The sequence below is a fragment of the Thiothrix winogradskyi genome (assembly GCF_021650935.1).
In the GTDB taxonomy this organism is placed as follows: domain Bacteria; phylum Pseudomonadota; class Gammaproteobacteria; order Thiotrichales; family Thiotrichaceae; genus Thiothrix; species Thiothrix winogradskyi.
The window spans coordinates 106167-128367 of record NZ_CP091244.1; the positions used below are offsets into that span (position 1 = coordinate 106167).

The 22201-nt window shown below is 53.6% G+C and carries 29 protein-coding genes; 17 read left to right on the top strand and 12 right to left on the bottom strand.

The features are described 5' to 3' along the window. Window positions 1-202 precede the first annotated feature (202 nt). Window positions 203-427, top strand: a complete 225-nt coding sequence (locus L2Y54_RS00600; protein ID WP_236499122.1) for an AbrB/MazE/SpoVT family DNA-binding domain-containing protein — start codon at window positions 203-205, stop codon at window positions 425-427. Beyond that, window positions 424-816 carry a type II toxin-antitoxin system death-on-curing family toxin gene (locus L2Y54_RS00605; protein ID WP_236499124.1) on the top strand — a complete coding sequence of 131 codons (393 nt, stop codon included), beginning with the start codon at window positions 424-426 and terminating at the stop codon, window positions 814-816. Before L2Y54_RS00600 ends, L2Y54_RS00605 begins: the two co-directional genes overlap by 4 nt. A gap of 40 nt (window positions 817-856) precedes the next feature. Here L2Y54_RS00605 and L2Y54_RS00610 read toward each other — a convergent pair whose 3' ends face one another. Continuing rightward, window positions 857-1420, bottom strand: coding sequence for a cold shock domain-containing protein (locus L2Y54_RS00610; protein ID WP_236499125.1), 564 nt, complete (start codon window positions 1418-1420; stop codon window positions 857-859). A 97-nt stretch (window positions 1421-1517) separates the two neighbouring features. Next, window positions 1518-1703 carry a GNAT family N-acetyltransferase gene (locus L2Y54_RS00615; protein WP_236499127.1) on the bottom strand — a complete coding sequence of 62 codons (186 nt, stop codon included), beginning with the start codon at window positions 1701-1703 and terminating at the stop codon, window positions 1518-1520. Between L2Y54_RS00615 and L2Y54_RS21800 the strand changes: the two genes are divergently transcribed. After that, a complete protein-coding gene (locus L2Y54_RS21800) occupies window positions 1662-1778 on the top strand; it encodes a DUF559 domain-containing protein (RefSeq protein ID WP_414718436.1) in 117 nt (38 codons plus the stop codon). The two genes, L2Y54_RS00615 and L2Y54_RS21800, sit on opposite strands and share 42 nt — an antisense overlap. Window positions 1779-1846: 68 nt before the next feature. Here L2Y54_RS21800 and purD read toward each other — a convergent pair whose 3' ends face one another. Continuing rightward, a complete protein-coding gene (purD, locus tag L2Y54_RS00620) occupies window positions 1847-3133 on the bottom strand; it encodes a phosphoribosylamine--glycine ligase (RefSeq protein ID WP_236499128.1) in 1287 nt (428 codons plus the stop codon). Window positions 3134-3263: 130 nt separating this feature from the next. Here purD and L2Y54_RS00625 point away from each other — a divergent pair, with 130 nt between their 5' ends. From L2Y54_RS00625 to L2Y54_RS00645, 5 genes are all read left to right on the top strand, one after another. After that, complete coding sequence (locus L2Y54_RS00625; protein ID WP_236499130.1) at window positions 3264-3608, top strand: hypothetical protein; 345 nt, start codon at window positions 3264-3266, stop codon at window positions 3606-3608. Window positions 3609-3655: 47 nt separating this feature from the next. Next, window positions 3656-4087, top strand: coding sequence for an FKBP-type peptidyl-prolyl cis-trans isomerase (locus tag L2Y54_RS00630; RefSeq protein ID WP_236499132.1), 432 nt, complete (start codon window positions 3656-3658; stop codon window positions 4085-4087). Between the two features lie 148 nt (window positions 4088-4235). After that, complete coding sequence (locus L2Y54_RS00635; RefSeq protein ID WP_236499134.1) at window positions 4236-5030, top strand: metallophosphoesterase family protein; 795 nt, start codon at window positions 4236-4238, stop codon at window positions 5028-5030. 38 nt (window positions 5031-5068) lie between these two features. Continuing rightward, window positions 5069-5641 (top strand): DUF1415 domain-containing protein, encoded by a 573-nt coding sequence (locus L2Y54_RS00640; RefSeq protein WP_236499136.1) that lies wholly within the window; start codon window positions 5069-5071, stop codon window positions 5639-5641. Further along, window positions 5638-6201 (top strand): rhomboid family intramembrane serine protease, encoded by a 564-nt coding sequence (locus L2Y54_RS00645; protein WP_236499137.1) that lies wholly within the window; start codon window positions 5638-5640, stop codon window positions 6199-6201. The genes L2Y54_RS00640 and L2Y54_RS00645 overlap by 4 nt, the downstream gene beginning before the upstream one ends. A 10-nt stretch (window positions 6202-6211) precedes the next feature. On the opposite strand, the gene L2Y54_RS00650 is transcribed toward L2Y54_RS00645, so the two are convergent. The 8 genes from L2Y54_RS00650 to L2Y54_RS00685 all read right to left on the bottom strand — a co-directional run bounded on the left by L2Y54_RS00650 (window position 6212) and on the right by L2Y54_RS00685 (window position 12922). After that, complete coding sequence (locus tag L2Y54_RS00650; protein WP_236499139.1) at window positions 6212-6628, bottom strand: CBS domain-containing protein; 417 nt, start codon at window positions 6626-6628, stop codon at window positions 6212-6214. 21 nt (window positions 6629-6649) lie between these two features. Beyond that, window positions 6650-6886, bottom strand: coding sequence for a (Na+)-NQR maturation NqrM (nqrM, locus tag L2Y54_RS00655; protein ID WP_236499141.1), 237 nt, complete (start codon window positions 6884-6886; stop codon window positions 6650-6652). A gap of 183 nt (window positions 6887-7069) precedes the next feature. Next, a complete protein-coding gene (gene nqrF / locus L2Y54_RS00660) occupies window positions 7070-8290 on the bottom strand; it encodes an NADH:ubiquinone reductase (Na(+)-transporting) subunit F (protein WP_236499143.1) in 1221 nt (406 codons plus the stop codon). Window positions 8291-8303: 13 nt separating this feature from the next. Then, a complete protein-coding gene (nqrE, locus tag L2Y54_RS00665) occupies window positions 8304-8900 on the bottom strand; it encodes an NADH:ubiquinone reductase (Na(+)-transporting) subunit E (RefSeq protein WP_236499145.1) in 597 nt (198 codons plus the stop codon). A 1-nt stretch (window position 8901) separates the two neighbouring features. Next, a complete protein-coding gene (locus L2Y54_RS00670; RefSeq protein ID WP_236499147.1) occupies window positions 8902-9564 on the bottom strand; it encodes an NADH:ubiquinone reductase (Na(+)-transporting) subunit D in 663 nt (220 codons plus the stop codon). Then, window positions 9561-10361: a Na(+)-translocating NADH-quinone reductase subunit C gene (locus L2Y54_RS00675; protein WP_236499149.1), complete on the bottom strand. Its 801-nt coding sequence runs from the start codon at window positions 10359-10361 to the stop codon at window positions 9561-9563. The genes L2Y54_RS00670 and L2Y54_RS00675 overlap by 4 nt, the downstream gene beginning before the upstream one ends. Continuing rightward, a complete protein-coding gene (locus L2Y54_RS00680) occupies window positions 10358-11578 on the bottom strand; it encodes an NADH:ubiquinone reductase (Na(+)-transporting) subunit B (RefSeq protein WP_236499151.1) in 1221 nt (406 codons plus the stop codon). Before L2Y54_RS00680 ends, L2Y54_RS00675 begins: the two co-directional genes overlap by 4 nt. Window positions 11579-11581: 3 nt before the next feature. After that, the gene (locus tag L2Y54_RS00685; protein WP_236499153.1) at window positions 11582-12922 is read right to left on the bottom strand and encodes a Na(+)-translocating NADH-quinone reductase subunit A; all 1341 of its coding nucleotides are present in this window, start codon (window positions 12920-12922) and stop codon (window positions 11582-11584) included. A gap of 293 nt (window positions 12923-13215) precedes the next feature. On the opposite strand from L2Y54_RS00685, the gene L2Y54_RS00690 reads away from it, so the two are divergent. The 9 genes from L2Y54_RS00690 (at window position 13216) to L2Y54_RS00730 (ending at window position 20884) form a co-directional block, all read left to right on the top strand. Continuing rightward, a complete protein-coding gene (locus L2Y54_RS00690; protein WP_236499155.1) occupies window positions 13216-13497 on the top strand; it encodes a type II toxin-antitoxin system Phd/YefM family antitoxin in 282 nt (93 codons plus the stop codon). After that, complete coding sequence (locus tag L2Y54_RS00695; RefSeq protein WP_236499157.1) at window positions 13488-13949, top strand: type II toxin-antitoxin system VapC family toxin; 462 nt, start codon at window positions 13488-13490, stop codon at window positions 13947-13949. Before L2Y54_RS00690 ends, L2Y54_RS00695 begins: the two co-directional genes overlap by 10 nt. Before the next feature lie 70 nt (window positions 13950-14019). Then, a complete protein-coding gene (locus tag L2Y54_RS00700; protein WP_236499159.1) occupies window positions 14020-14382 on the top strand; it encodes a hypothetical protein in 363 nt (120 codons plus the stop codon). 8 nt (window positions 14383-14390) lie between these two features. Then, window positions 14391-16076 (top strand): CHAT domain-containing protein, encoded by a 1686-nt coding sequence (locus L2Y54_RS00705; RefSeq protein WP_236499161.1) that lies wholly within the window; start codon window positions 14391-14393, stop codon window positions 16074-16076. Further along, on the top strand, window positions 16016-17572 hold the full coding sequence (locus L2Y54_RS00710) for an ATP-binding protein (protein ID WP_236499163.1): 1557 nt from the start codon (window positions 16016-16018) through the stop codon (window positions 17570-17572). Before L2Y54_RS00705 ends, L2Y54_RS00710 begins: the two co-directional genes overlap by 61 nt. 110 nt (window positions 17573-17682) lie before the next feature. After that, a complete protein-coding gene (locus L2Y54_RS00715) occupies window positions 17683-18468 on the top strand; it encodes a type IV toxin-antitoxin system AbiEi family antitoxin domain-containing protein (protein ID WP_236499165.1) in 786 nt (261 codons plus the stop codon). After that, window positions 18449-19363, top strand: a complete 915-nt coding sequence (locus tag L2Y54_RS00720; protein ID WP_236499167.1) for a nucleotidyl transferase AbiEii/AbiGii toxin family protein — start codon at window positions 18449-18451, stop codon at window positions 19361-19363. Before L2Y54_RS00715 ends, L2Y54_RS00720 begins: the two co-directional genes overlap by 20 nt. A 77-nt stretch (window positions 19364-19440) precedes the next feature. Continuing rightward, a complete protein-coding gene (locus L2Y54_RS00725; protein ID WP_236499169.1) occupies window positions 19441-19683 on the top strand; it encodes a helix-turn-helix transcriptional regulator in 243 nt (80 codons plus the stop codon). Continuing rightward, window positions 19676-20884 carry a type II toxin-antitoxin system HipA family toxin gene (locus L2Y54_RS00730; RefSeq protein ID WP_236499171.1) on the top strand — a complete coding sequence of 403 codons (1209 nt, stop codon included), beginning with the start codon at window positions 19676-19678 and terminating at the stop codon, window positions 20882-20884. The genes L2Y54_RS00725 and L2Y54_RS00730 overlap by 8 nt, the downstream gene beginning before the upstream one ends. Here the strand turns inward: L2Y54_RS00730 and L2Y54_RS00735 are convergent. After that, window positions 20862-22121 (bottom strand): ATP-binding protein, encoded by a 1260-nt coding sequence (locus L2Y54_RS00735; RefSeq protein ID WP_236499173.1) that lies wholly within the window; start codon window positions 22119-22121, stop codon window positions 20862-20864. The two genes, L2Y54_RS00730 and L2Y54_RS00735, sit on opposite strands and share 23 nt — an antisense overlap. Window positions 22122-22201: the final 80 nt, after the last annotated feature.

Consider the following 22201-nt stretch of genomic DNA (forward strand, 5'->3'; position numbering starts at 1 on the left):
ATCCTACGCGGCTGGCACTGTATCCGGCTTTCCTGATGTAGTGGCTGCCGCACTCGTGGCAGACGATTTTTCATGCAGAGATTGTACAGTGTTTATCAGGTCTGAACCACTACCCAGCATACTATCGGTGGGTATCGCTTGCGCTTCTCTCACCCTACGCCTAAACTAACGTTATTACATTCGTACTAACGGAAGCTCATCCATGCTACAAGTCAAACTCACCGCCATCGGCAATTCTGTTGGCATTGTTCTTCCCAAAGAAGCACTGGCAAAGCTGAAAGTAGGAAAAGGCGACAGCCTGTATCTGGTAGAAAGCCCGGAAGGTTTCACCCTGACACCCTATCAGCAGGATTTCGATGACCAAATGCAGGCTGCTGAAAAGGTGCTGAAGAAATACCGCAATGCCTTCCGTGAGTTAGCAAAATGACTGAACCGAGATGGGTGCTGGAAGATGTCACGTTAGCTGTGCATCAGATGTTGCTGGCAGAACATGGCGGTAGTCCGGGCATTCGTGACAAGTCGCTGCTGGATTCTGCCCTCGCACGACCCAAGCAACGCTTAGCTTACAAACCTGATTCAACGCTGTTTGAGCTTGCCGCTTCCTACAGCTTTGGCATTGCCAAAAATCATCCGTTCATTGATGGCAACAAGCGGGTAGCCTTGGCAGTCGGAGCAGTTTTTCTGGAACTCAACGGTTTTGAGCTGGATGCTCCCGAACCCGAAGCGGTCATTATGTTTGAGCAATTAGCGGCTGGAAATATTGCAGAGGCAGAACTTGCCGACTGGTTTAAAAAGTCCTGCCTACAGATACCGTGAGGGTCGTAGGAATCACAACGATGGAGACTGGCTAATTGTATTAACCACACCACTGCGATTCACACGGAACACCATCATTATCACCATCCATTTCGGTATCGGGGCAATTTTTCTGATAATACGTCGCCTCAGCACAAGAGGTCATTTGAGAACAAAACTGCTTCCCCTGACACTGAAAAGCGGAAGTATTCGACGTTGGAGCAAGTGGTTCAGCAAGCCGTTGTATGCCTACAGATTCGGTAACAGGGTAAGATCCACTAGCTGTTGACGTAGCATTCTGCCACGCATAAACCCCGCCCCCAACTGCTAACAGGACAGCAATCAGTGGCGTTAAAATGCCCTGCCCTTGCTTCTTTGCATAAGCGCCACGAGCAGGTTTATGCGGCTGATTCGCCATCTGGACATACTGAACATCAGCGGCACAGAAGCCACGTTTTTCATCCTTGATACATTCATACGTGACCAGCTCATTCACTGCCGGGCGTTTTTGCCCGCGAGCGAACGCACTGATATGCAAAAACACTTTGGTATTGGAACTATTCTGGGTGATGAAACCAAAGCCACGATCATCTTTCCAATCGGTGATTTTACCCTGATAACGCATGTTGCCTCGAAAATTAGTTGTTGTAGCGAAAAGGCTGCCGTTCTCATGAAATTAAACGTCAGTAACCTCAACTCAACAAATTTTCAAGATGAATGGCTTACGCTAACATCAAGCGCAGCGGCAGCATCGGCGAAACCACAAACCCTTGCCGTTGGTAAAAGCGTTGCGCGGCATCATTCACCGCATCCGTCAGCAGGATAATCCGCAAACAGCCATTCGCCTTGGCAAGCGCGATAACTGGATGCAGCAACAACAGTTTCAGGTACTGCGCTTCTGGAATCACGAAATACTGAACCACCAAGAAGCCGTTTTACAACAAATCCGCCACGCCTTACACCTCAGTCACCACACCTCTTAGCCCCTTCACCCCTTGCGGGGGAAGGGGTTGGGGATGGGGGGAAGTTCGGAGTGATAACGTAAGCGGGGTTAGCCCTGTTCCCGCGCTACTGCCCGATGCCCAATATCCGTGCGGTAATACACCTTATCCCAATCAAGCGCTTGCACCAGTTTGTAAGCATTTTTCTGCGCCTCGGTGACATTATTGCCTAAACCTACCGCGCACAACACCCGCCCACCGCTGGTAACAACCTTGTCATCTTGGAACGCAGTACCCGCATGAAACACCTTGCCATCGAGGATTGCAGCCACTTCCAACCCCGCAATCACGTCACCTTTGCGGTAAGCATCCGGGTAGCCCCCCGCCGCCAGCACCACACCCAATGACGCACGGCTATCCCATTCTGCGGTCACTTTATCCAAACGCGCATCCAACGCCGCTTCCAGCAAGCCGACGAAATCGGACTGCAAGCGCACCATGATCGGCTGGGTTTCGGGATCACCAAAGCGGCAATTGAATTCCAACACTTTCGGCACACCTTGCGCATTGATCATCACACCCGCGTACAAAAAGCCGGTGTAAGGAATACCATCCGCCGCCATGCCGCGCACGGTGGGGTAAATCACTTCCTGCATAATGCGTTCGTGCATCGCAGGCGTAACCACTGGCGCGGGGGAATACGCCCCCATACCGCCGGTATTGGGGCCTTTATCGCCATTATCGCGGGCTTTGTGATCTTGCGAACTTGCCATTGCCAACACGTGTTCGCCATCCACCATCACGATGAAACTAGCTTCTTCGCCCAGCAAAAACTCCTCGATTACCACGCGACTGCCCGCCGCGCCAAAGGCATTGCCTGCCAGCATATCCTGCACCGCTGCAATCGCCTCGTCCTCGGTTTGCGCCAGAATCACACCCTTGCCCGCCGCCAGCCCGTCGGCTTTCACCACAATCGGCGCACCCATTTGGCGGATGTAGGCAATCGCGGGTTCAACCTCGGTGAAATTCGCGTATTCGGCAGTGGCAATGTGATGCCGCGCCAGAAAATCCTTGGCAAAGGCTTTCGATGACTCCAATTGCGCTGCTTGTTGGGTGGGGCCAAAACAACGCAAACCCGCCGCACGGAATTTATCCACAATGCCTTTGGAAAGCGGTGCTTCGGGGCCAACCACGGTCAGTTCAACCGCGTGTTGCTGCGCGTATGCCAGCAACGCATCCACGTCTTCTGCCGCAATCGGCACATTGCGCATATTGGGTTCTAACGCCGTGCCCGCATTACCGGGAGCAACCAGCACCTCGCTTACCCGCCCGGATTGTGCAATCTTCCATGCCAGCGCGTGTTCACGTCCGCCGCCGCCTACTACCAGTACTTTCATCGTGTTACTCCCATTGCATCCTGAAAAACGCACCATTAAAGCGGGATTAGGTAGCCGTTTCAAGCGTTCATGCGTTTAATCATCAGTAAGTTGAAGCCGGAAACACCGCGCATAAAGGAATAGCCGGGATATGAATCAGTATTGTTACTATGGATGCTTGCTCATCGCCGCCGCATTAATGGGATGCGGGCAAAAAACACACCCATCAGCGGTCACATTACCCGCCAGCCGCGTGATTGCCACCTTGTACGCCGTGCACACTGACACTAACACGGATACTGTCCCCTGTTATCACCGGCCCGATGCCAGCTCGCCTGCTGTCCTGCATTTGCGCCATCAACAACAGGTTCACTTGGCTTCACCACAGGGTACGATGGTGCAACAGGGTGAAACTTACTGGCTGCATATTAACCCACGCACCGCCCCCATCCCCGCCTGTTACCTGAATGTGCGCCACCTAATGCCACTGGCATGAACACTCTGGTATCCTCACGGTTTTCTCAAGCAACAAGCACCACCACCATGAGCAATACCGTCCAAGCCAATAGCCGCATTCGCTGGCATTACCAGTTATTCCTCGCCGATGGGCATAAAGTGGAAGCCAGCGAAGACCCCGCTGGCGAGATTCTGCAACTGGGCAAAGGTGAAATTCACCCCAATCTGGAAAGCGCCCTGATCGGTTTGCCCCAAGGCGAACCCATTCGTCTGATTATTATGGCGGATCAAGCCTTTGGGTATCCCGACACTGATGCCATTCAGACCTTGGCACGTGATGAATTTCCCGCCGACTGGCAGGTAAATGCCGGGCAAATCATCAGCTTTGCACTACCATCAGGGCAAGAAATCCCCGGCAAGGTGCGCGACATCACGGCTGATAGCGTGGTCGTCGATTTCAACCATCCACTGGCTGGGCATAACATCACCTTTGAATTGGAAATTCTCGACATTTTATAAGGTAGCGTCGTAAAAGGTGGAGGCGTAAAATCGTGCGTCTCTACGCTGTAATTACCTTAGCAATCAAGGTATAAATTCTAAAAATTTCCCCTGCACGTGCATTTGGTTGATGATAAGCGGCATCAAAATCAACAACCAAATTAGTTACATGACAACAATTGCGCATATTTCCGACCTGCATTTTGGGTGTGAAGCACCGATGCTGCGGGAAGGCTTACTGGAAACGCTGGAACACATCCACCCCGAACTGGTGGTCATCAGTGGCGACTTAACCCAACAAGCCAGCCGCCGTGAATTCCGTGCCGCGCGGGAGTTTCTGGACAACCTCCCCTACCCTTACCTGATTGTTCCCGGCAACCACGACCTCACCGAACGCAATCTACCGGAACGCCTGCTATTCCCTTGGCAAAAATGGCGGCACTATATTTCCCCCGAACTCGAACCCGTCAAACACGCTGACGCTTTTATTGCTATCGGCATTAACACCGCACGACGTGCCAGCTTACACCCCGACTGGTCACGCGGCAGTATCAGCCGAATGCAAGTCGCCCGTATCCGTCGCCAATTGCAAACCACCCCGGCAACCAGCCTGCGTCTGTTAACCGCACACCATCCCTTCTGGTTGCCCGCCATGTTCGCGCACCGTGAACTGATCAGACGCGGGGAAACTGCCCTGCAAGCCTTCCAGTCCGAAGTCGACATTATCCTCAGCGGGCATGTGCATCTGGCTTACGCGCAAGTCACGCAAGGTGTCATCGTGTCTCATGCGGGTACAACACTCTCCAACCGCCTGCTGCTGCATCACACCAATAGCTTCAACGTCATTCGCGGCGACCGCCAACGCCTCAGTCTGGAATTGATGGAATGGGGCAGCCAGCGCTTCCGCCTGTCACGCCAGCAAGTATTCCGGCGGCACGAGGATGGCTGGCACCAGCAGCATTAGTGTTATAATAAGCACCCGATCACCATAACCAAGACGCCATGCAATACCCCAACGCTACCTACATTGCCCAAACCCGCTGCTGGCTGGAAAACGTTGTCCTCAAACACAACCTCTGCCCGTTTGCCCACAAGCCGTTCAAAGGCGGGCAAATCCATTTCGTCGTCACTGATTCCGCCCGTCCCGAATTTTTGCTGGAAGACTTGCAGCACGAACTCGAACAACTCCGCGCCACCCCCGCCAGCGAAGTCGAAACCACCTTGCTGATTCACCCCGGCACGCTGGAAGATTTCCTCGACTACAACGACTTCCTCGATCTGGTCGATGCGCTCTTGGAAGACAGCGGCTTTGCAGGTGAATTCCAAGTTGCCAGTTTCCACCCCGATTACCAATTTGAAGGCACGCGCCCGAACGACGCGGAAAACTTCACCAACCGTTCGCCCTGGCCAATGCTGCACTTAATCCGCGAAGACAGCCTGGCGCAAGCCATTGACAGTTATCCTGATGTCGATGCCATTCCTGAGCGCAATATTGCCACCATGAATGCACTGGGAACGGCACACCACCGTCACGTGTTGGAAACCTGTTTACAAACCAAAAAAGAGCCTGAATGAAAAGCCACATCCACCGTATCCGCGAAGAATTACCGCTGGTTCTCCTGTTTCTCGCCACCATTTGGGGCGTATTTCTTTTGGATCGTATCCTGCCACTGGAACGCTTGGGGCTGATTCCGCGTGATCTCGGTGGGTTAATTGGCATTGTGACCATGCCGTTTCTGCATTCCAACTTTACGCATTTGCTGAACAATACTGTGCCGTTGGCGGTATTGCTGACGTTACTGGCGGGTTCGCGCACTGATTCACGCGCTGCGGTGGCACTGGTGGCTGTCGTGGGCGGGGTATTGCTGTGGCTGTTTGGACGCGGGCATTCGCTGCACATTGGCGCAAGCGGGCTGGTGTTTGGGCTGGCTGTGTTTTTAATCGTCTCCGGCGCATTGGAACGGCGCATTGTGCCGCTACTCGTCAGCGCTTTCGTGGCATTCACTTACGGCACAACGTTGCTCACGGGGATTTCGCCTTGGCAAGCCGGTGTATCGTGGGATGGGCATCTGCTCGGCGGGGTCGCTGGGGGTTTGGTCGCTTGGTTGTTGGTGCGCAAAACCCCAGCCGCCTGATTGCCTATGCTTACACCGGAACGCCGGACTCACCAATGGTGCGCAGGGCTTTCAGGACATCCAAGCGCGTAATGACCCCCACCACGCGGTTGTCATCTACCACAGGATAACGGCGATAATGGTCATCCATGAACATTTTTGCCACATCGAGGATGCTATCTTCCGCATCCACGGTGCGCACATCTCGTGACATTTTTTCCCCTATCGTGCCGCGCCAACCAGAGTGGTAGCCCGAACGCAATGCCGCATCAATGCAGTCGGTAACGGATAGAATCCCGACCAAATTACCTCTGTTGTCCATCACCGCACCACCAAACAGGTTGCGGTCGGTAAAAATATCAACGGCTTCGCGCATATCCTGATTTTCATACAGGGTGGCGAGGCGGTTTGACATGTAATGACGTACCGACAATGAAACTTCCGCCATGATGGACTCCTCCAGCTTAATTCAAGATTTTAAAATATCATGCCGTTTCAGTACGGCTTCGCGTTGTTCTTGTGCCATTCTTTGCTTGCGTTTCTCACAAGGATTAGAACAGGAACAGTCACTTTTTTCTATACCCGGAATCGCGGACAAGCCACCACAACTGCCTTGCAGGCTACGATGATTCAAAATCCAGCCCAAAGCCAAGCCGATAATTGCCAACCCAAAAATAAGAAAAGTTAATAGAAAAACTTCCATCATTATTTACCGTTAATCTTAGTAATTCGGAATATTATCATGCTGCACTGCAAAAACATTTCACGTTTGCGAATTTTGAGCTACTATTACCTTGGGTTAGGCAACTAACCCATTTCCTCCTAGCGGTTCGGGGTGGACATCCACCCCGCTCTTTATCGCCAAAAATCAATGAATTAGAACAAAAGCCTACCCACCAAAATCATCCAGCAGAATATTTTCGCGCTCCACGCCAATATCCAATAGCATCCTTACCACAGCCGCATTCATCATCGGCGGTCCGCACAAGTAATATTCGCACTCTTCCGGTGCAGCGTGATCCTTTAAATAATTTTTATAGAGCACATCGTGGATAAACCCAACGTACCCCGTCCAATTATCTTCCGGCTGCGGTTCGGATAAGCCCATGTGCCACATAAAATTCGGGTTTTCGGCGGCTAAGGTATCAAACTCATCCACGTAAAACGCTTCCCGCAAACTTCTTGCACCGTACCAGAATGACATTTTGCGCTTACTTTTCAAGCGGCGTAATTGGTCGTAAATGTGCGAACGCATCGGAGCCATGCCCGCGCCACCGCCGATAAACACCATTTCATTATCCGTCTTACGCGCAAAGAATTCACCGTAAGGCCCTGAAACGGTTACTTTATCACCCGGTTTGAGGTTGAAAATAAACGACGACATTTTGCCAGCAGGAATGTCATTCTTGCCCGGTGGCGGGGTCGCAATGCGCACATTGAGCATCACAATATCGTCTTCTTCGGGGTAACTTGCCATTGAATAGGCACGCAATACCGGCTCTTCGACATGCGATTCAATATCCCACAGTTTGTATTTATCCCAATCGTCGCGGAACTTGGGTGGAATATCAAAGCTGGAATACTTCAAATCATGCGGCGGGCATTCGATCTGAATATACCCCCCAGCACGGAAGTCGATCTTTTCGCCCTTTGGCAACTCCACCACCAGCTCCTTGATAAAGGTGGCTTTATTGTCGTTGGAGCGTACCGTGCATTCCCACTTTTTCACGCCGAATACGTCTTCCGGCACTTCGATTTTCATGTCCTGCTTGACGGCAACTTGGCAGGCTAAACGCTCACCTTCGGCTGCTTGGCGGCGGTTAATGTGACCTTCTTCGGTAGGCAGTAACGTACCGCCACCTTCCAGCACTTTTACGCGGCATTGCGCACACGTACCACCACCACCGCAGGCAGACGACACGAACAAACCTTTATCCGCCAATGCGCCCAGCAGTTTCGTACCGGGTTTGACGATGAGTTCTTTTTCGCCATTCACCAGAATGCGAATATCGCCAGTGGCTACCAGTTTGGAACGTGCAAACAAAATGCCGTACACCAAGCCAATAATCATGAGGTTAAACAGGGCTACGCCCAAAATAACGGTTGTCATTGCGTCTTGCCCCTTATAACTGAATGCCGGAGAAGGACATAAAGCCCAACGACATCAGCCCGACCGTAATAAAAATTATCCCCAAACCTTGCAAACCGACGGGGACATCGCTGTATTTCATGCGTTCGCGCACACCTGCGAGTACCACGATAGCCAGCATCCAGCTAAAACCGCTGCCGAAACCGTAGACCACGCTTTCGGTGAACGTGTAATCGCGTTCCACCATGAATAACGCTCCGCCCAAAATCGCACAGTTAACCGTAATCAGTGGCAGGAACACCCCTAAGGCTTGGTACAGCGATGGCACGAATTTATCCAGTACCATTTCCAGCACCTGTACTATCGCCGCAATCACCGCAATGTAGCTGATCAAACCCAAAAAGCGCAGGTCGACACCCTGCAACAGGGCACTTTCCTTCAGAAAGACATTGAGGATCAGGTTGTTGGCAGGCACGGTAATCGCTTGCACAATTACCACCGCGATCCCCAGCCCCACCGCCGTTTCAATCTTTTTGGAAATGGCGATGAAGGTACACATTCCCAAAAAGAAGGTGAGAGCCATGTTCTCAATGAACACGGCTTTGATAAACAGACTTAACATGGCTTCCATATCAGCGATTCCCCAGTCCGTGTTTCTCATGAATCTTGAAGTCGTGGACTTCGCACTGTTCCGGGTATCGGGTGCGGATGACCCAAATCAACATACCGATGATAAAGAACGCACTCGGCGGCAATAGCATCAAGCCGTTGGGTTCGTACCACCCACCATTTTTGACCAGCGTGAAAATTTCATACCCCAGCAGTGCCCCTGAACCAGACAATTCGCGAATGACTGCCACGATAATCAGTATCAGGCTGTAACCCAAACCATTGCCAATCCCGTCAAGGAAACTCATCCCCGGCGGATTTTGCATGGCATAGGCTTCTGCCCGCCCCATGACGATGCAGTTGGTGATAATCAAACCAACGAATACGGACAATTGCTTAGCCGTGCTGAAGGCATAGGCTTTCATCAACTGATCCACCACGATAACTAGTGACGCAATGATGGTCATCTGCACAATAATGCGGATACTGCTAGGAATGTGGTTGCGGATGGCACTGATGGAGGCGTTGGAAAACGCCGTTACCGTGGTCAACGCGACCGCCATCAACAACGCCGTTTTCAGCGAGCTGGTGACAGCCAAGGCGGAACAGATGCCGAGGATTTGTAGGGTAATCGGGTTATTGGCGACCAAGGGGGTCGTAATTACCTTGCTGGTTTCAGGCTTCATGCGCCACCTCCATTACGGAATTTTTGCAGGTATGGGCCGAAACCATCCGCACCCATCCAGAATTTAACGAGGTTATGGACACCGTTGCTGGTCAGGGTTGCACCGGAAATCGCGTCGATTTCGTGCGTGGCTTTTTCGCCTTCGGTCGCTGCCATCTTGGTGACACGGATAGCTAGGCTGCCATTGGCATCAAATACCTGTTTGCCCGACCACTTGTCTTTCCACTGCGGGTTATCGACTTCGCCACCCAAGCCCGGTGTTTCAGCGTGTTCATAGAAACCCAAGCCCACCACGGTATTGGCATCGCCTTGCAAGGCAATGAAACCGTGCAAGGTTGACCACAAGCCATAGCCGTGGATAGGCAGGATGATTTTCTGCACCTGCCCTTGCGGGTCTTTCACCAAATACACCGTGGCGTATTTGGCACGGCGTTTGATCGACGCAATATCCTGTTCCTTGGTCAGCACTAGGTTTTGCTTGGGGTCAACCGAGGCGGCACGCGCATCGAAGGTGTTGGCATCGATCCCCTCCGCGTATGCGCCAGTTTGCAGGTCAACCACTTTGGCTTCCACCTGTTTGAAGGCTTCCTCCACCGACTGCCCCGGTTTGGCTAAACCGGCGATTTGCAGGATGTTCTTTTTCTTGTCCAGCAACTTGTTTTCGTCCTGCACTGGCTTCAAAGCCACGGCAGCGGCGGAAACGGCGACCGAACACACCAGACACAACAGCAACGCTACCCCGTAGGTTTTCACTTTGCTGTCATTGGGTAAGTCTAAAAATTGACGCACGAGTTTCATGATTTCGCCCCCGCATTGGCTGCTTGACGCTTCAGGCGGCGTTTGATGTTGGCTTTCATCACCGAATAATCCATCAGCGGCGCGAACATATTCGCAAACAAAATCGCCAGCATCATGCCTTCAGGGAACGCCGGATTCACCACGCGAATCAGGATGACCATCACCCCAATCAATACGCCGTACCACCAACGCCCGGTATCGGTATGCGCCGCCGTGACCGGATCAGTCGCCATAAAGATCATCCCGAACGCAAAGCCACCCGTGACCAAATGCCAGTACCAAGGCATGGCAAACATCGGGTTAGTGTCGCTACCGATGGTATTCAGCAAAATCGTTGTCACAACCATGCCGAACATCACGCCCGACACAATGCGCCAACTCGCAATCTTGGTGAACAGCAAAAACGCCCCGCCAATCAGGATTGCCAACGTGGAGGTTTCACCCAAAGAACCGGGTTCAAACCCGATAAAGGCATCCCACCAGCTCACTGTTACCGCCTGCATTCCACCAGCCGCAGCCGCAGACAGCGTAGTTGCGCCGGAATAACCGTCAACCGCTACCCATACCGCATCGCCGGACATAAACGCGGGGTACGCAAAGAACAGGAACGCCCGCCCCGCCAGCGCTGGGTTAATGAAGTTTTTACCCGTACCGCCGAATACTTCCTTGCCAATAATCACCCCGAACAAAATACCCATTCCCACCATCCATAACGGAATATCGGGAGGTAACACCAGCGAGTACAGAATGGAAGTCACAAAGAAACCTTCGTTGACTTCATGCCCACGCACTAGCGCGAACACCACCTCCGCCATCCCGCCCACAATAAACGTGGTCATGTAAATGGGCAGGAAATACAAAAAGCCGTGGAAAAAGTTATCGAAAAAGCTTTTCGGATCGTAACCGATCATATCCATGATCACGCCGCGCCAGCCTTCCGCGTGTTCCAGCCCCATGCCTTGCATCGCCAGATTTGCCTGATAGCCGGTGTTGTAACACGCCATGAACATCACGGGAAACGTTGCCAACCACACATAACCCATGACACGCTTCAAATCGAGCGCGTCACGTACATGCGGTGCGCCAATGGTGCGGTTGGGCGGGCTATACAGCAGGGTATCGACCATTTCAAACAGGCCGTAATACTTGTGATATTTGCCGCCTTTGGCAAATTTCGGCTCAACCTTGTCGAGCAGGCGGCGTAATTTATCCGTCATCGCTTATTCCCCCTTTTCCAGCATCCGCAAGCATTCACGCAAAGCAGGGCCGTATTCGTATTTGCTGTGACACACGAAAGTACACAGGGCGAGATCATCTTCATCGAGTTCCAACGCGCCGAGCTGTTGCGCCATTACGGTATCGCGTACCAGCAAGGAACGCAGCAATTGCGTTGGCAAAATATCCAGCGGCATGACCTCTTCGTAATTGCCAATCGGCACCATCGCACGGTGACTGCCGTGTTGCGTGGTGGTCATCGCAAAACTGGCGTGCCGCACATCGGGGCGCAAAAACACATTGAGGATGGAAAACTGCTTGAGTAACGGATTCAACCAATGCAGGAACAAACGCGGCTGCCCTTCGGCAATCACTGCCACTTGCACGGTGTAACGCCCCAGATACGCGCTCCAACCCGCTGCACGGAACCCCGCCAACAACGAACCGGCAATCACGCGGCATTGCTGGCAATCGAGTTGCCCTTCCACAATATCGTCGGTGCTTGCGCCCAAACGGGTACGCAGCAAACGCGGCTTTAACACCGTCGGGCCTGCCAGCGAAATAATGCGTTCCACGTACAGCTTGCCGGTGGTGAAAAGCTTGCCAATCGCAATCACATCCTGATAGCCGATGTACCACACGGTTTTGTGTTCGCTAACGGGATCAAGGAAGTGGATGTGCGTACCGGGCAAACCTGCCGGATGTACCCCCGACCATTCGTGATAGCTGATATTGCTAGCGGTCGATTTGGGAATGGCATCGCCAGCTTTGTGATTGACGAATACCTTGGGGGCAAGTTTGGCAATCAGCGTCAAACCGTGCTGGAAGGCTTCCGCCTGTTCCGCCAAGATAATCGCGGGGTCGGCAGCCATTGCGTAGGTGTCAATCGCCGTGACGAAAATGGAGGCTGGTGAACTGTCGGCTTTAGGCACTTTGCTGTAAGGACGGGTACGGAATGCGACCCACTGCCCTGAATCCAGCAATTGCTGGCGAATGCTATCCACATCCAATGTCGACAATTGCTCAGGGGAATAAGCGGGGAAACTGACTGCCTCTTCCTGCGCATCCAACTGAATGACGACCGAGTTCAACACCCGTTTCGCCCCTCGGTTGATCGCTTTGATGACACCGCCGCCCGGTGAAGTGAAATTAACGCCCGGACTCTTGCGGTCAGTGAACAGAACCTGTCCACATTGTACCCGATCCCCTTCCTGAACTTGCAAAGCAGGGCGCAAGTCGTGGAAGTCACGCCCCAACACGGCAACCGTCTGGGGGGCAGGGTGTGCATAAACCGCTTGTTCCGGCTTACCCGTAATGGGCAAATCCAGACCTTTTGTGATTTTCATGTGCTGCAACAACGCTCTTGAGGGGAAATGCGCCCGCCGTCGTTAGCGGACGTTTAAGCTTGCGAATTATCAAGAAATGTCGACAATGTTGCAAGCTCACAGGGCAAATAATGCGATTTTTTGGGTTTTTTCGTAAAGAGTGTCAGCACTTTAATGGTGCGGGGTTGCACCAGTACGAGTAGGTGTGCACTGAGCATGAAACATCTGCCGCAGGAGCTTGCCAGGCAAGCGAATCGCTCGCCAAAATACATATTTTATGTATAATGCACAGAATCAGTATTCGAGGTAACACAATGGCAAACGTACTTACCCCCCGGATTTCCGCCACCGAACTGGCACGAAATCTCGCTTCCGCTATTGATCAGGTGCGCGTATCGCGCTCTCGCCTGATTATTACACGCGGCAATCAAGACGTTGCCCAGCTTGTTCCTGTAATCAGCAATGGCGCAACTTTGGCAGACTTGGATAGGTTATTAAAACGCCATAGCCTCAGTCAGGAAGAAAAACGTGCTTTCAGCCAAGATCTGCGCACCATCCGTGAGGCGGCAGCGTTGCCGACATCAGCATGGGATTGATCATCGACACCAACGTTTTCATTGACGCTGAAAACGGACGACTGGAACTGGGGGCAATCCCGGTATTGCAAACCGAGCCAGTGTTCATTGCGGCGATCACGGTGTCAGAACTGCTTGCCGGGGTTAAGCTTGCCAAAACCCCAGAGGAATACATGCATCGGCATACCTACGCCGAGAGCATCCTCAATAGCATTCCGGTGCTGGATTTTGATACTGAGGTCGCTCGCACCTATGCTGAGTTGTATGCGCAAGCTTTGGGGCAACAGCGGCGTAGTAATTTGAATGTGCATGACCTGCAAATTGCCGCGACGGCGTTGGTGCAGGGTTATAGCATCCTGACTACCAATGTTGATGATTTCAAGGGTGTTCCCGGTGTGAGGTTGATCAGCCCGTATGCGTTGCGGGGGAATACGATTCACGAAGAGCAAGCGAGTTACGTTGCAAATTCTTAACACGTTATAGAATCTTATATGTCGTGCTAAACTCTTAAGCAATCATTTTCTTGGGCTTAAGGGGCAATACATGGCAATTATCACACTGCGCGGCGACGATGCCGCATTCATGCAAGATTTATCCGCACAACTGGCGCAAGACCTGCAATGGGTCGGGCTGGATGCGGATGTGCAACTCAATACACCAAGCAATAGTGAAGCGACACGCGGCGATCCGGTGACGTTAGGGGTGATTGCGTTGTCAGCGGTGGCGGCGGGTGGTGCGCTCACGGTTTTCTTGGGGAAGGATGGCGGTTTGTCGGCACTGGCGAAGGTGCTGGAAAAGTACATCGAAAGCCGTAAGGTGGAAGTGGCTATCGAAACCGATGATGGCAAGAAGGTGAAGGTTAGCGGGTCATTGACGGCGATTAAGGCGGTATTGAAACAAGTGTAGGGTATCCCATGCAGCAGTACACACTGGAATTGTTCCGCAAGGATGACTCGCGCTTTGAGTTACGGGTGTTGGATGGCACATGGTTAACGTTTCCGCTGATTGAGCAGGCGGAGATTGATGCGCTGTTGGTATTAGCGGCGCAAGATTACCGTGTGAATGCGCCTGATCTGGAGCAACGTGGGCAAGACTTGTTCAACTGGATCGATCGGCATAGTAATGGTTGGTTGCGGCGGGTGCGCCAGATGCAGCAGCCGATGACCTTGGTGTTGGATGTGCGCGAGGCGGGTTTGCGGCATTTGCCGTGGGAATTGCTGCACGATGGCGTGAAATTTTTGTGTGCTGATCCATTCCAGTGGTTTACGCCGTTGCGCCGTGTGACTCCCGCCGAACGCAAGCATGACTGGCAGCCGCAAAAGCGTCAGCTTGGGGTGTTGTTCATGGCGAGTTCGCCGGAGGATGTGCAGCCGGTGCTGGATTTCGAGGCGGAAGAATCCGGTATTTTGCAAGCGACGGCACGCAAGCCGCTGGATTTGCAGGTGGAAGAAAGCGGTTCCTTGCAGGGCTTGGAGGAACGGCTGACGGAACGTGCCGATAGCCCGGATGTGATTCACTTCAGCGGTCATGCCGACATTGACAAAGCCAGTGGTCAGCCGGTGTTTTTGCTGGAAGATGAAGTGGGTCGGTGCGCTCCTGCTACCCCGCAAGCACTGGCGAAGACTTTGCGCGATGCCAACAGTGCGCCGCGTGTGGTGTTCCTGTCCGGTTGCCGTACCGGGGAATCCAGCCAGCAAGACGGTATGTTGTCGTTCAGCGAACAAGTGGTGACAGCGGGTGTTCCAGTGGTACTGGGCTGGGCGTTGCCGGTGGGCGATGTGGCGGCTTCGCAGGCTGCGGCAGCGTTGTATGACAAGCTGGCGACGGGCTTTGGGATTGCCGAGGCGGTGGCATTGGCACGGCAGGCATTGCTGGAAAACCATTCCCCCTATTGGCATTTGTTGCGCTGTTACGTGGACGGCTCGGCGCTGAATCCGCTGGTGGCGAAAGGCAGGCAGCCGATACGTCGGCATAATACGCCGCAACAGTTTCTGGATGCGGGCGGGCGTGTGCCGGTGTGTGCGCGGACGGCGTTCATCGGGCGGCGGCGTTTGTTGCAACGCAGTTTGCGGTGCTTGCGGGCATGGCAGGGGGATGAGGCGTATGCCGAGGGTATCCTGCTGCACGGCATGGGCGGCTTGGGCAAAAGCAGTACAGCGGCGCGGCTGATTGACCGTTTGCGTAACAGCCACGAAGCGGTAGTGTGTTACGGCGGGCTGGATGAAACCGCGTTGGTCGCCGCGCTTGGCAAGGCATTGCCCAAGGCACAAAGCCTGCTGAACGATGCCCAGCAAACGCTGGAACAACGCCTGCGCGAACTGTTCGAGCCGGAAGACAATCCGCTGTGTGCAAAACCGCTGCTGCTGGTGTTTGACGATTTCGAGCAAAACATCCCGCTGGAGCGGCGCAAGCTGGGGCAGGCGGATTACCATCCGGCGAGTCTGGCGGTGCTGCATACCGTGTTGCAAGCCATCCACGATAGCCAGAGTGATACGCGGGTGATTGTCACCAGCCGCTTTGCTGTGCCTGTGCCGCGCCCGTGCCGCGCCCGTGCCGCTTGCATAGCGAGAACCCGCAAACCTTGCACGCTGCCGACCTGAAGAAAAAGCTGGCGCAATTGCCGGGTTTGTTGCCTGTCACCACGGGCAATGAGCAGGATAGGGACGTGGAAAATGCCTTGCGCTTGCGGGCGGTGGAGGTGGCAGCGGGCAATCCGCGATTGCTGGAATGGCTGCATGGCGTGTTGCAAGAGCGCAGCCTGCCAATCAGTTCCTTGCTCGACAAGCTGGAACAGGAAGAGGCGCGATTCCGCGAAGACGTGCTGATCAGCGAATTGGTGGACGCGCAAACGCCCGCCGTGCGCCATACGCTGGCCTGTGCCGCGCTCTACCGCCTGCCCGTGGTGCTTGCCGCCATCGAAGCCCTGAGCGATGACCCACAAACCGCGCAACACCTGCAAACCGCCGCCCGCGTCGGGCTGGTGGAAATCACCCCCACGCTCGACGGCGACCACTACTTCGTCTCCAACCTGCTCGACAGTGCGCTCGCCGACACCCTCGATGTGAGCGAACGCCAGCCACTAGCCGCCAAAGCCAGCCAATATTTGTTTGAAACCACTAAAGATGGCAGATCAGAAGCGTGGAGTCTGGAAATCGTGCGGCTGGCAGTGCTGGGGCAGGAGCAAGCGATTGCGTTGGAAGTGGGTGATTTACTCGCCGATGAGATGAGAATACAAAGTCGCTATCGGGAAATTGAAACACTTTGTAACTCTATTTTGGCTTTGGGTGATAGCTGCCGCATTTTGGCGCAACTCACAGTGGCATCCATGACATTGGGGTATTCAAATGCCTCAAAACATATTGAACGTGCCGTTTCCTTACTGCCTGTTGATCGCTCAAACTTGTCGAATGAGAAATTAAAAGAGACAGCATTTACTTTGGGTGTTTACGCCGACATCCTGCAAGCCCGTGGGCAACTCGACGAGGCGCTCAACATACGTGAGAATCATGAGCTACCCGTCTATGAGAAGCTCGGCGATGTGCGCTCCAAAGCGGTGACGATGGGGAAGATCGCCGACATCCTGCAAGCCCGTGGGCAACTCGACGAGGCGCTCAACATTCGCCAGACAGAGCAGCTACCCGTCTATGAGAAGCTCGGCGATGTGCGCGAAAAAGCGGTGACGATGGGAAAGATCGCAGACATCCTACAAGCCCGTGGTCAACTCGACGACGCTCTCAACATCCGGGAGAACCACGAACTTCCGGTCTATGAGAAGCTCGGCGATGTGCGCTCCAAAGCGGTGACGATGGGTCAGATCGCGGACATCCTGCAAGCGCGGGGGCAACTCGACGACGCTCTCAACATCCGGGAGAACCACGAACTTCCGGTCTATGAGAAGCTCGGCGATGTGCGCGAACTGCTGGTTGGGCGTGCCAAACTTGCCATGCTGCTGTGGCAAATGGATGCAGCCGCCAACGCTGCCCGCGTGCAGGAATTGCTGTGTCTCGCCCTGAGCGATGCGCGGCGTTTACGCATCCCCGAAGCCGGAATCATTGAAAATATCCTGTCGCAAATGGGCTTGTCCTGCGACCCATAACACCCTCTTGCCCCCTTCACCCCTTGCGGGGGAAGGGTCGGGGATGGGGGGTAACGGTTCGGAGTGAGGTTTTCATGGTTTATCTATAGAAATAATTGCATACTATAACTATGCAAAACACAAATATTACAAACCTCTCGCTTTCACTTCCCGACGGCCTAGTCGTTGATCGCTCGTGGTTACAACGCAAAGGCTTCACCCGTCCCCACATCGACTACCTCATCCGTTCCGGCAAGTTGCAAAGCGTTGGGCGCGGCGCATACCGCCGACCGGGGCCACCGCTAAAATGGCAACATTTCGTCTATTCCTTGCAAGAACAGGGCTACTCCATCCACGTAGGTGGGCGTTCCGCGCTGGATTTGCAAGGTTTTGCCCACTATCTGCCGTTGGGTGGCATCCAGACCATCGACCTCTACGGCATCAGTAAATTACCCACTTGGTTGCAGGAAGCGCAAACCATGCCGCAGTTTAAGGCGTGCGGAATGGCTGCGTTTAACCCAATGCCACCACAAGCCCTGACAACCCAGCCATTCGGGCATTGGGATTGGTTATTGCCTTTCGCCACGCCCGAACTCGCCTTGTTTGAATTACTCGCCCAAGTCAGGGATGAGGCAGACTTTTCCTTGCTGGATAAATATGTCGAGTCCTCCCCAACCTTGCGCCCTGAATTATGCAATGCCCTACTGCAAACCTGTGGGAGCATCAAAGCCAAACGCCTGTTTTTATGGTTTGCTGCCCGCCATCAGCACCCGTGGTTGAGCCATTTGGAAACCGTCGGCGTAAACCTTGGCAGCGGCAAGCGCATGATGATTGCCGGGGGCGTGTTGGATAAAACCTATCAAATAACCGTACCCCGCCGCATGATGGAGGAACAAGATGCACCCGATTTTTTCTGAACAAGTCAGGTTATTGGTCGCAACCATCCCGTATGTGGCGCAAGAAACCTGCTTTGCCCTGAAAGGTGGCACAGCGATTAACCTGTTCCTGCGCAACTTGCCACGCTTGTCCGTTGATCTTGATTTGGTGTATTTGCCAATAGAAGAGCGCGAAACCAGCCTGAGCCATTTGGATGCGGCGATGCGGCGTATTGCTACCCGCATTCGCCAATCACAGGCAGGCACGACGGTGGCGGAAACCTTGCTACCCAAAACGGATAAGTGCATCCGGCTTCAGGTGATGCGCAACAATACCTCCATCAAGATTGAAGTGTCACCCGTGATGCGCGGAACGTTGAACCCGATTAGTGAAACCGTTTTAGCGGCTGATGCACAGGCTGAGTTTGGGTTTGCCCGCATGAATTTGCTGCATTTCACGGATATTTACGCCGGAAAACTCTGCGCCGCTCTCGACCGCCAACACCCCCGCGACCTGTTCGACGTACATTTCTTACTGGCAAACGAAGGCATCACCTCTGCGCTGAAAGACACCTTCCTCATCTACCTGATTAGTTCCAACCGCCCAATGGCGGAACTGCTTGCCCCCAATCGGCTCGACATCAAGGCAGTGTACGCCACCGAATTTGTCGGCATGACCAACACCCCCGTTGCGCTGGAGCAACTGCTGGCAGCACGTGAACAGATGATTGCCACCTTGCATAACTTACTCACGGATCAGGATCGTGAATTCCTACTGTCCGTCAAACGCGGCAAACCGGACTGGGGTTTATGTGCGTTGCCGAATGCAGCAAACCTGCCCGCCGTGCGCTGGAAACTGCACAATCTGACAGCAATGAAACCCGCCCAACATAAGCAAGCTCTCGCCAAATTGGAACGAGCATTAGCAGCACCCTAAATTCTCTCATCCCCTTGAAAAGATGCCCATATTCATCAATACTCCCCAATATCCCCATTTTGATGAACATAACCATCATGCTAACCACCATCGGTGAAACCATCCGCGCTACCCGCAAAGCACGCGGCTGGAGCCAGCAACAACTGGCAGACCTCTGCCATCTCGACCGCACCACCATCGGCGCACTCGAACGCAACGATTTCAACGACCTCGGCATCCGCAAAGTCGAGTGCGTATTAATGGTGCTGGGCAAAACCCTCACCACCAAAGATGTCGGCTTACCCACGCTTGACGATTTAAAGGCACAACAACATGGCTGAAGTCGACGTTTACACCGGACACGATTCGCAACCAGCCATCGCAGGACGACTGAGTGCCAGCCAACACCACCACGTTTTCAGCTACCGCCACGATGCCCGCGAAGCCCTATCGCTGACCATGCCACTACGCCACGAAAGCTACAGCTACGCGCAATTGCACCCCATTTTCCAGATGAACCTGCCCGAAGGCGCATTGCGCGAAGCCTTGGAGCGTATGACCGCCAAGCAATACGGCAGCGACGACCTGACCCTGCTCACCATTCTCGGCACGCATCAAATCGGGCGCATGGCTTACGCACTCGCCGACCAGCCCTTGCACCATCCCACTGACCAGCCCTTAACCCTGCAAGCCTTGCTGAACAACCCCGATGCCAACCTGTTCAGTGAATTATTGCAACGTTACGCCCAACAATCCGGCGTTGCTGGGGTACAACCCAAAGTCTTGCTCGACCTGCAAGGGCATCTCACCTTGCCGCTGGAACACTACATCGTCAAAAGCTGGGGGGCGGATTACCCGCATCTGGGCTGCAACGAATACCTGTGCATGAGCATTGCCAAAGATGCTGGCTTGACCGTGCCGGTGTGTTACCTCAGCGACAACGCCAAGCTGCTGATCAGTCAGCGTTTCGACATTGACAGCCACGGCGAAGCCTTGGGCTTTGAAGATTTTTGCGTGCTGCAAGCCAAAAGCACCAAGCAAAAATACGACAGTTCGCTGGAAAGTTGCGCCAATACCATCCGCCAATTCGTTTCCGCCGCACACCAAGCGCAAGCCTTGCATGACCTGTACAAACTCACCTATCTCAATGTCAGGATCAGAAATGGTGATGCGCATCTGAAAAACCTTGGAATACTTTATTCACGGCTGCAAGACTTTCGTGTGGGTGAAATACCCGCGATGACGCGCACTCTCGCGCCGGTATTTGATCTGGTTAGCACCGTTCCGTATTTGCCGCACGACACGATGGCATTGACCCTGACCGGCTCGAAACGCTGGCCTAAACGCAAAGTGTTGCACACGTTTGCCCGCCACCATTGCCTGCTTGATACGCAACAAATTGAGGCGAGTGAGGCAGCCGTGGAACAGGCGATTCAGCAAAACTTGCCGTTGTTGGAGCGTTTTCAGCAGCAATATGCGGGGTTTGCACCGATTGCAGAACGCTTGTATGCGTTGCTGATTACGCCCCCCACAACACACTAATCGGCACTGCCCACATCCCCGCCCCAAACGGCACAACATGCTCCCCCGTATACACCACCACCCCAACAAACCGCTTACTTTTCGCCATATGGTCACGAAACCAATACAAGTGTTTGAAACTGTCCTTGCTGACGGCTGACCCCGCCTTAACCTCAATACCCAACAAATCGCCGTCTTCGTTTTCGACAATGAAATCGACCTCGCGCTGTTCGCGGTCGCGGTAATGGTAAAGCTGATAGTCTTCTTCTTGCGCATCCCGTTGTGCTGCCAGTTGGGTGAAAACAAACGTTTCAAGCAGCTTGCCGTTTTTCTCACCATCCAACCGCACCTTATCGAAACGCCAGCGTAATACCGCCGCCATCAAGCCCGTATCAGTCATGAACAGTTTGTCTTGCTTGCTAACCCGCTCGTAATCTGCTTTTGTCCACGGGCGCACCCGTTCCACCAAATACAGGGCTTCCAGCGCATTGATGTACGTTTGGATAGTGGCGCGAGCCAGTTCTAACCCCGTGCCAATGCCCGCAATATCCATGAATTTGCTCGACCATGCTGCCAAGACTTCTACCAGCAATACCATACTGTCACGCCGCCGGATATTGATAATGTCCTGCAAATCACGGTCTAGCAAAGCATCAAGGTAATCGTTCAGCCAGCGCCGCGCTTCGCGCTCCTCCGATTGGCGCACCACCTCCGGGTAGCCACCACGCAATGCCAGCAGGATATAGCGATCTTTCAGCGAATATTCCCCAGTTGCCTGCAAGCTGCTATCGGGCAGAAAGGTTTCTGCAAAAGCGTTAGGCAGAAAATGCGCTGGCACACCTTTGATTTCACCCTGCGCCAGCGGACGTAAGCGGATTTTGCGTATCCGCCCCGCCAGTGATTCAGAAACACCGGGTAATGCTTGGATATTGGCAGAGCCAGTCAGCAGGAAGCGCCCCGGCAATTGCTGAACATCCACATCCTGCTTAATGGCTGGCAATAGCACGGGGGCTTTTTGCACCTCGTCAATAATCATCAGATTATCGCCGTGCCGGACAAAACCGTGCGGGTCGCTTAGCGCGGCTGCCAGCAACGTGGTGTCGTCCAGAGTGCGGTAAACCGTTGCATCGGTAGCAATCGCTCGGGCAAGCGTGGTTTTCCCACATTGGCGCGAGCCAGCTAATACCAGCACACGGCGGGATTGCAGCGCTTTACTGATGATGTGTTGTTGCCAGCGGGAATATTGAAACTGGGGCATTAGTGAGTATCCTGAGTCTTTTAGCCTTTATACCATAGATCACCCGCGATTTTGACAATAAAAGTTCCGCGATTTGCAAA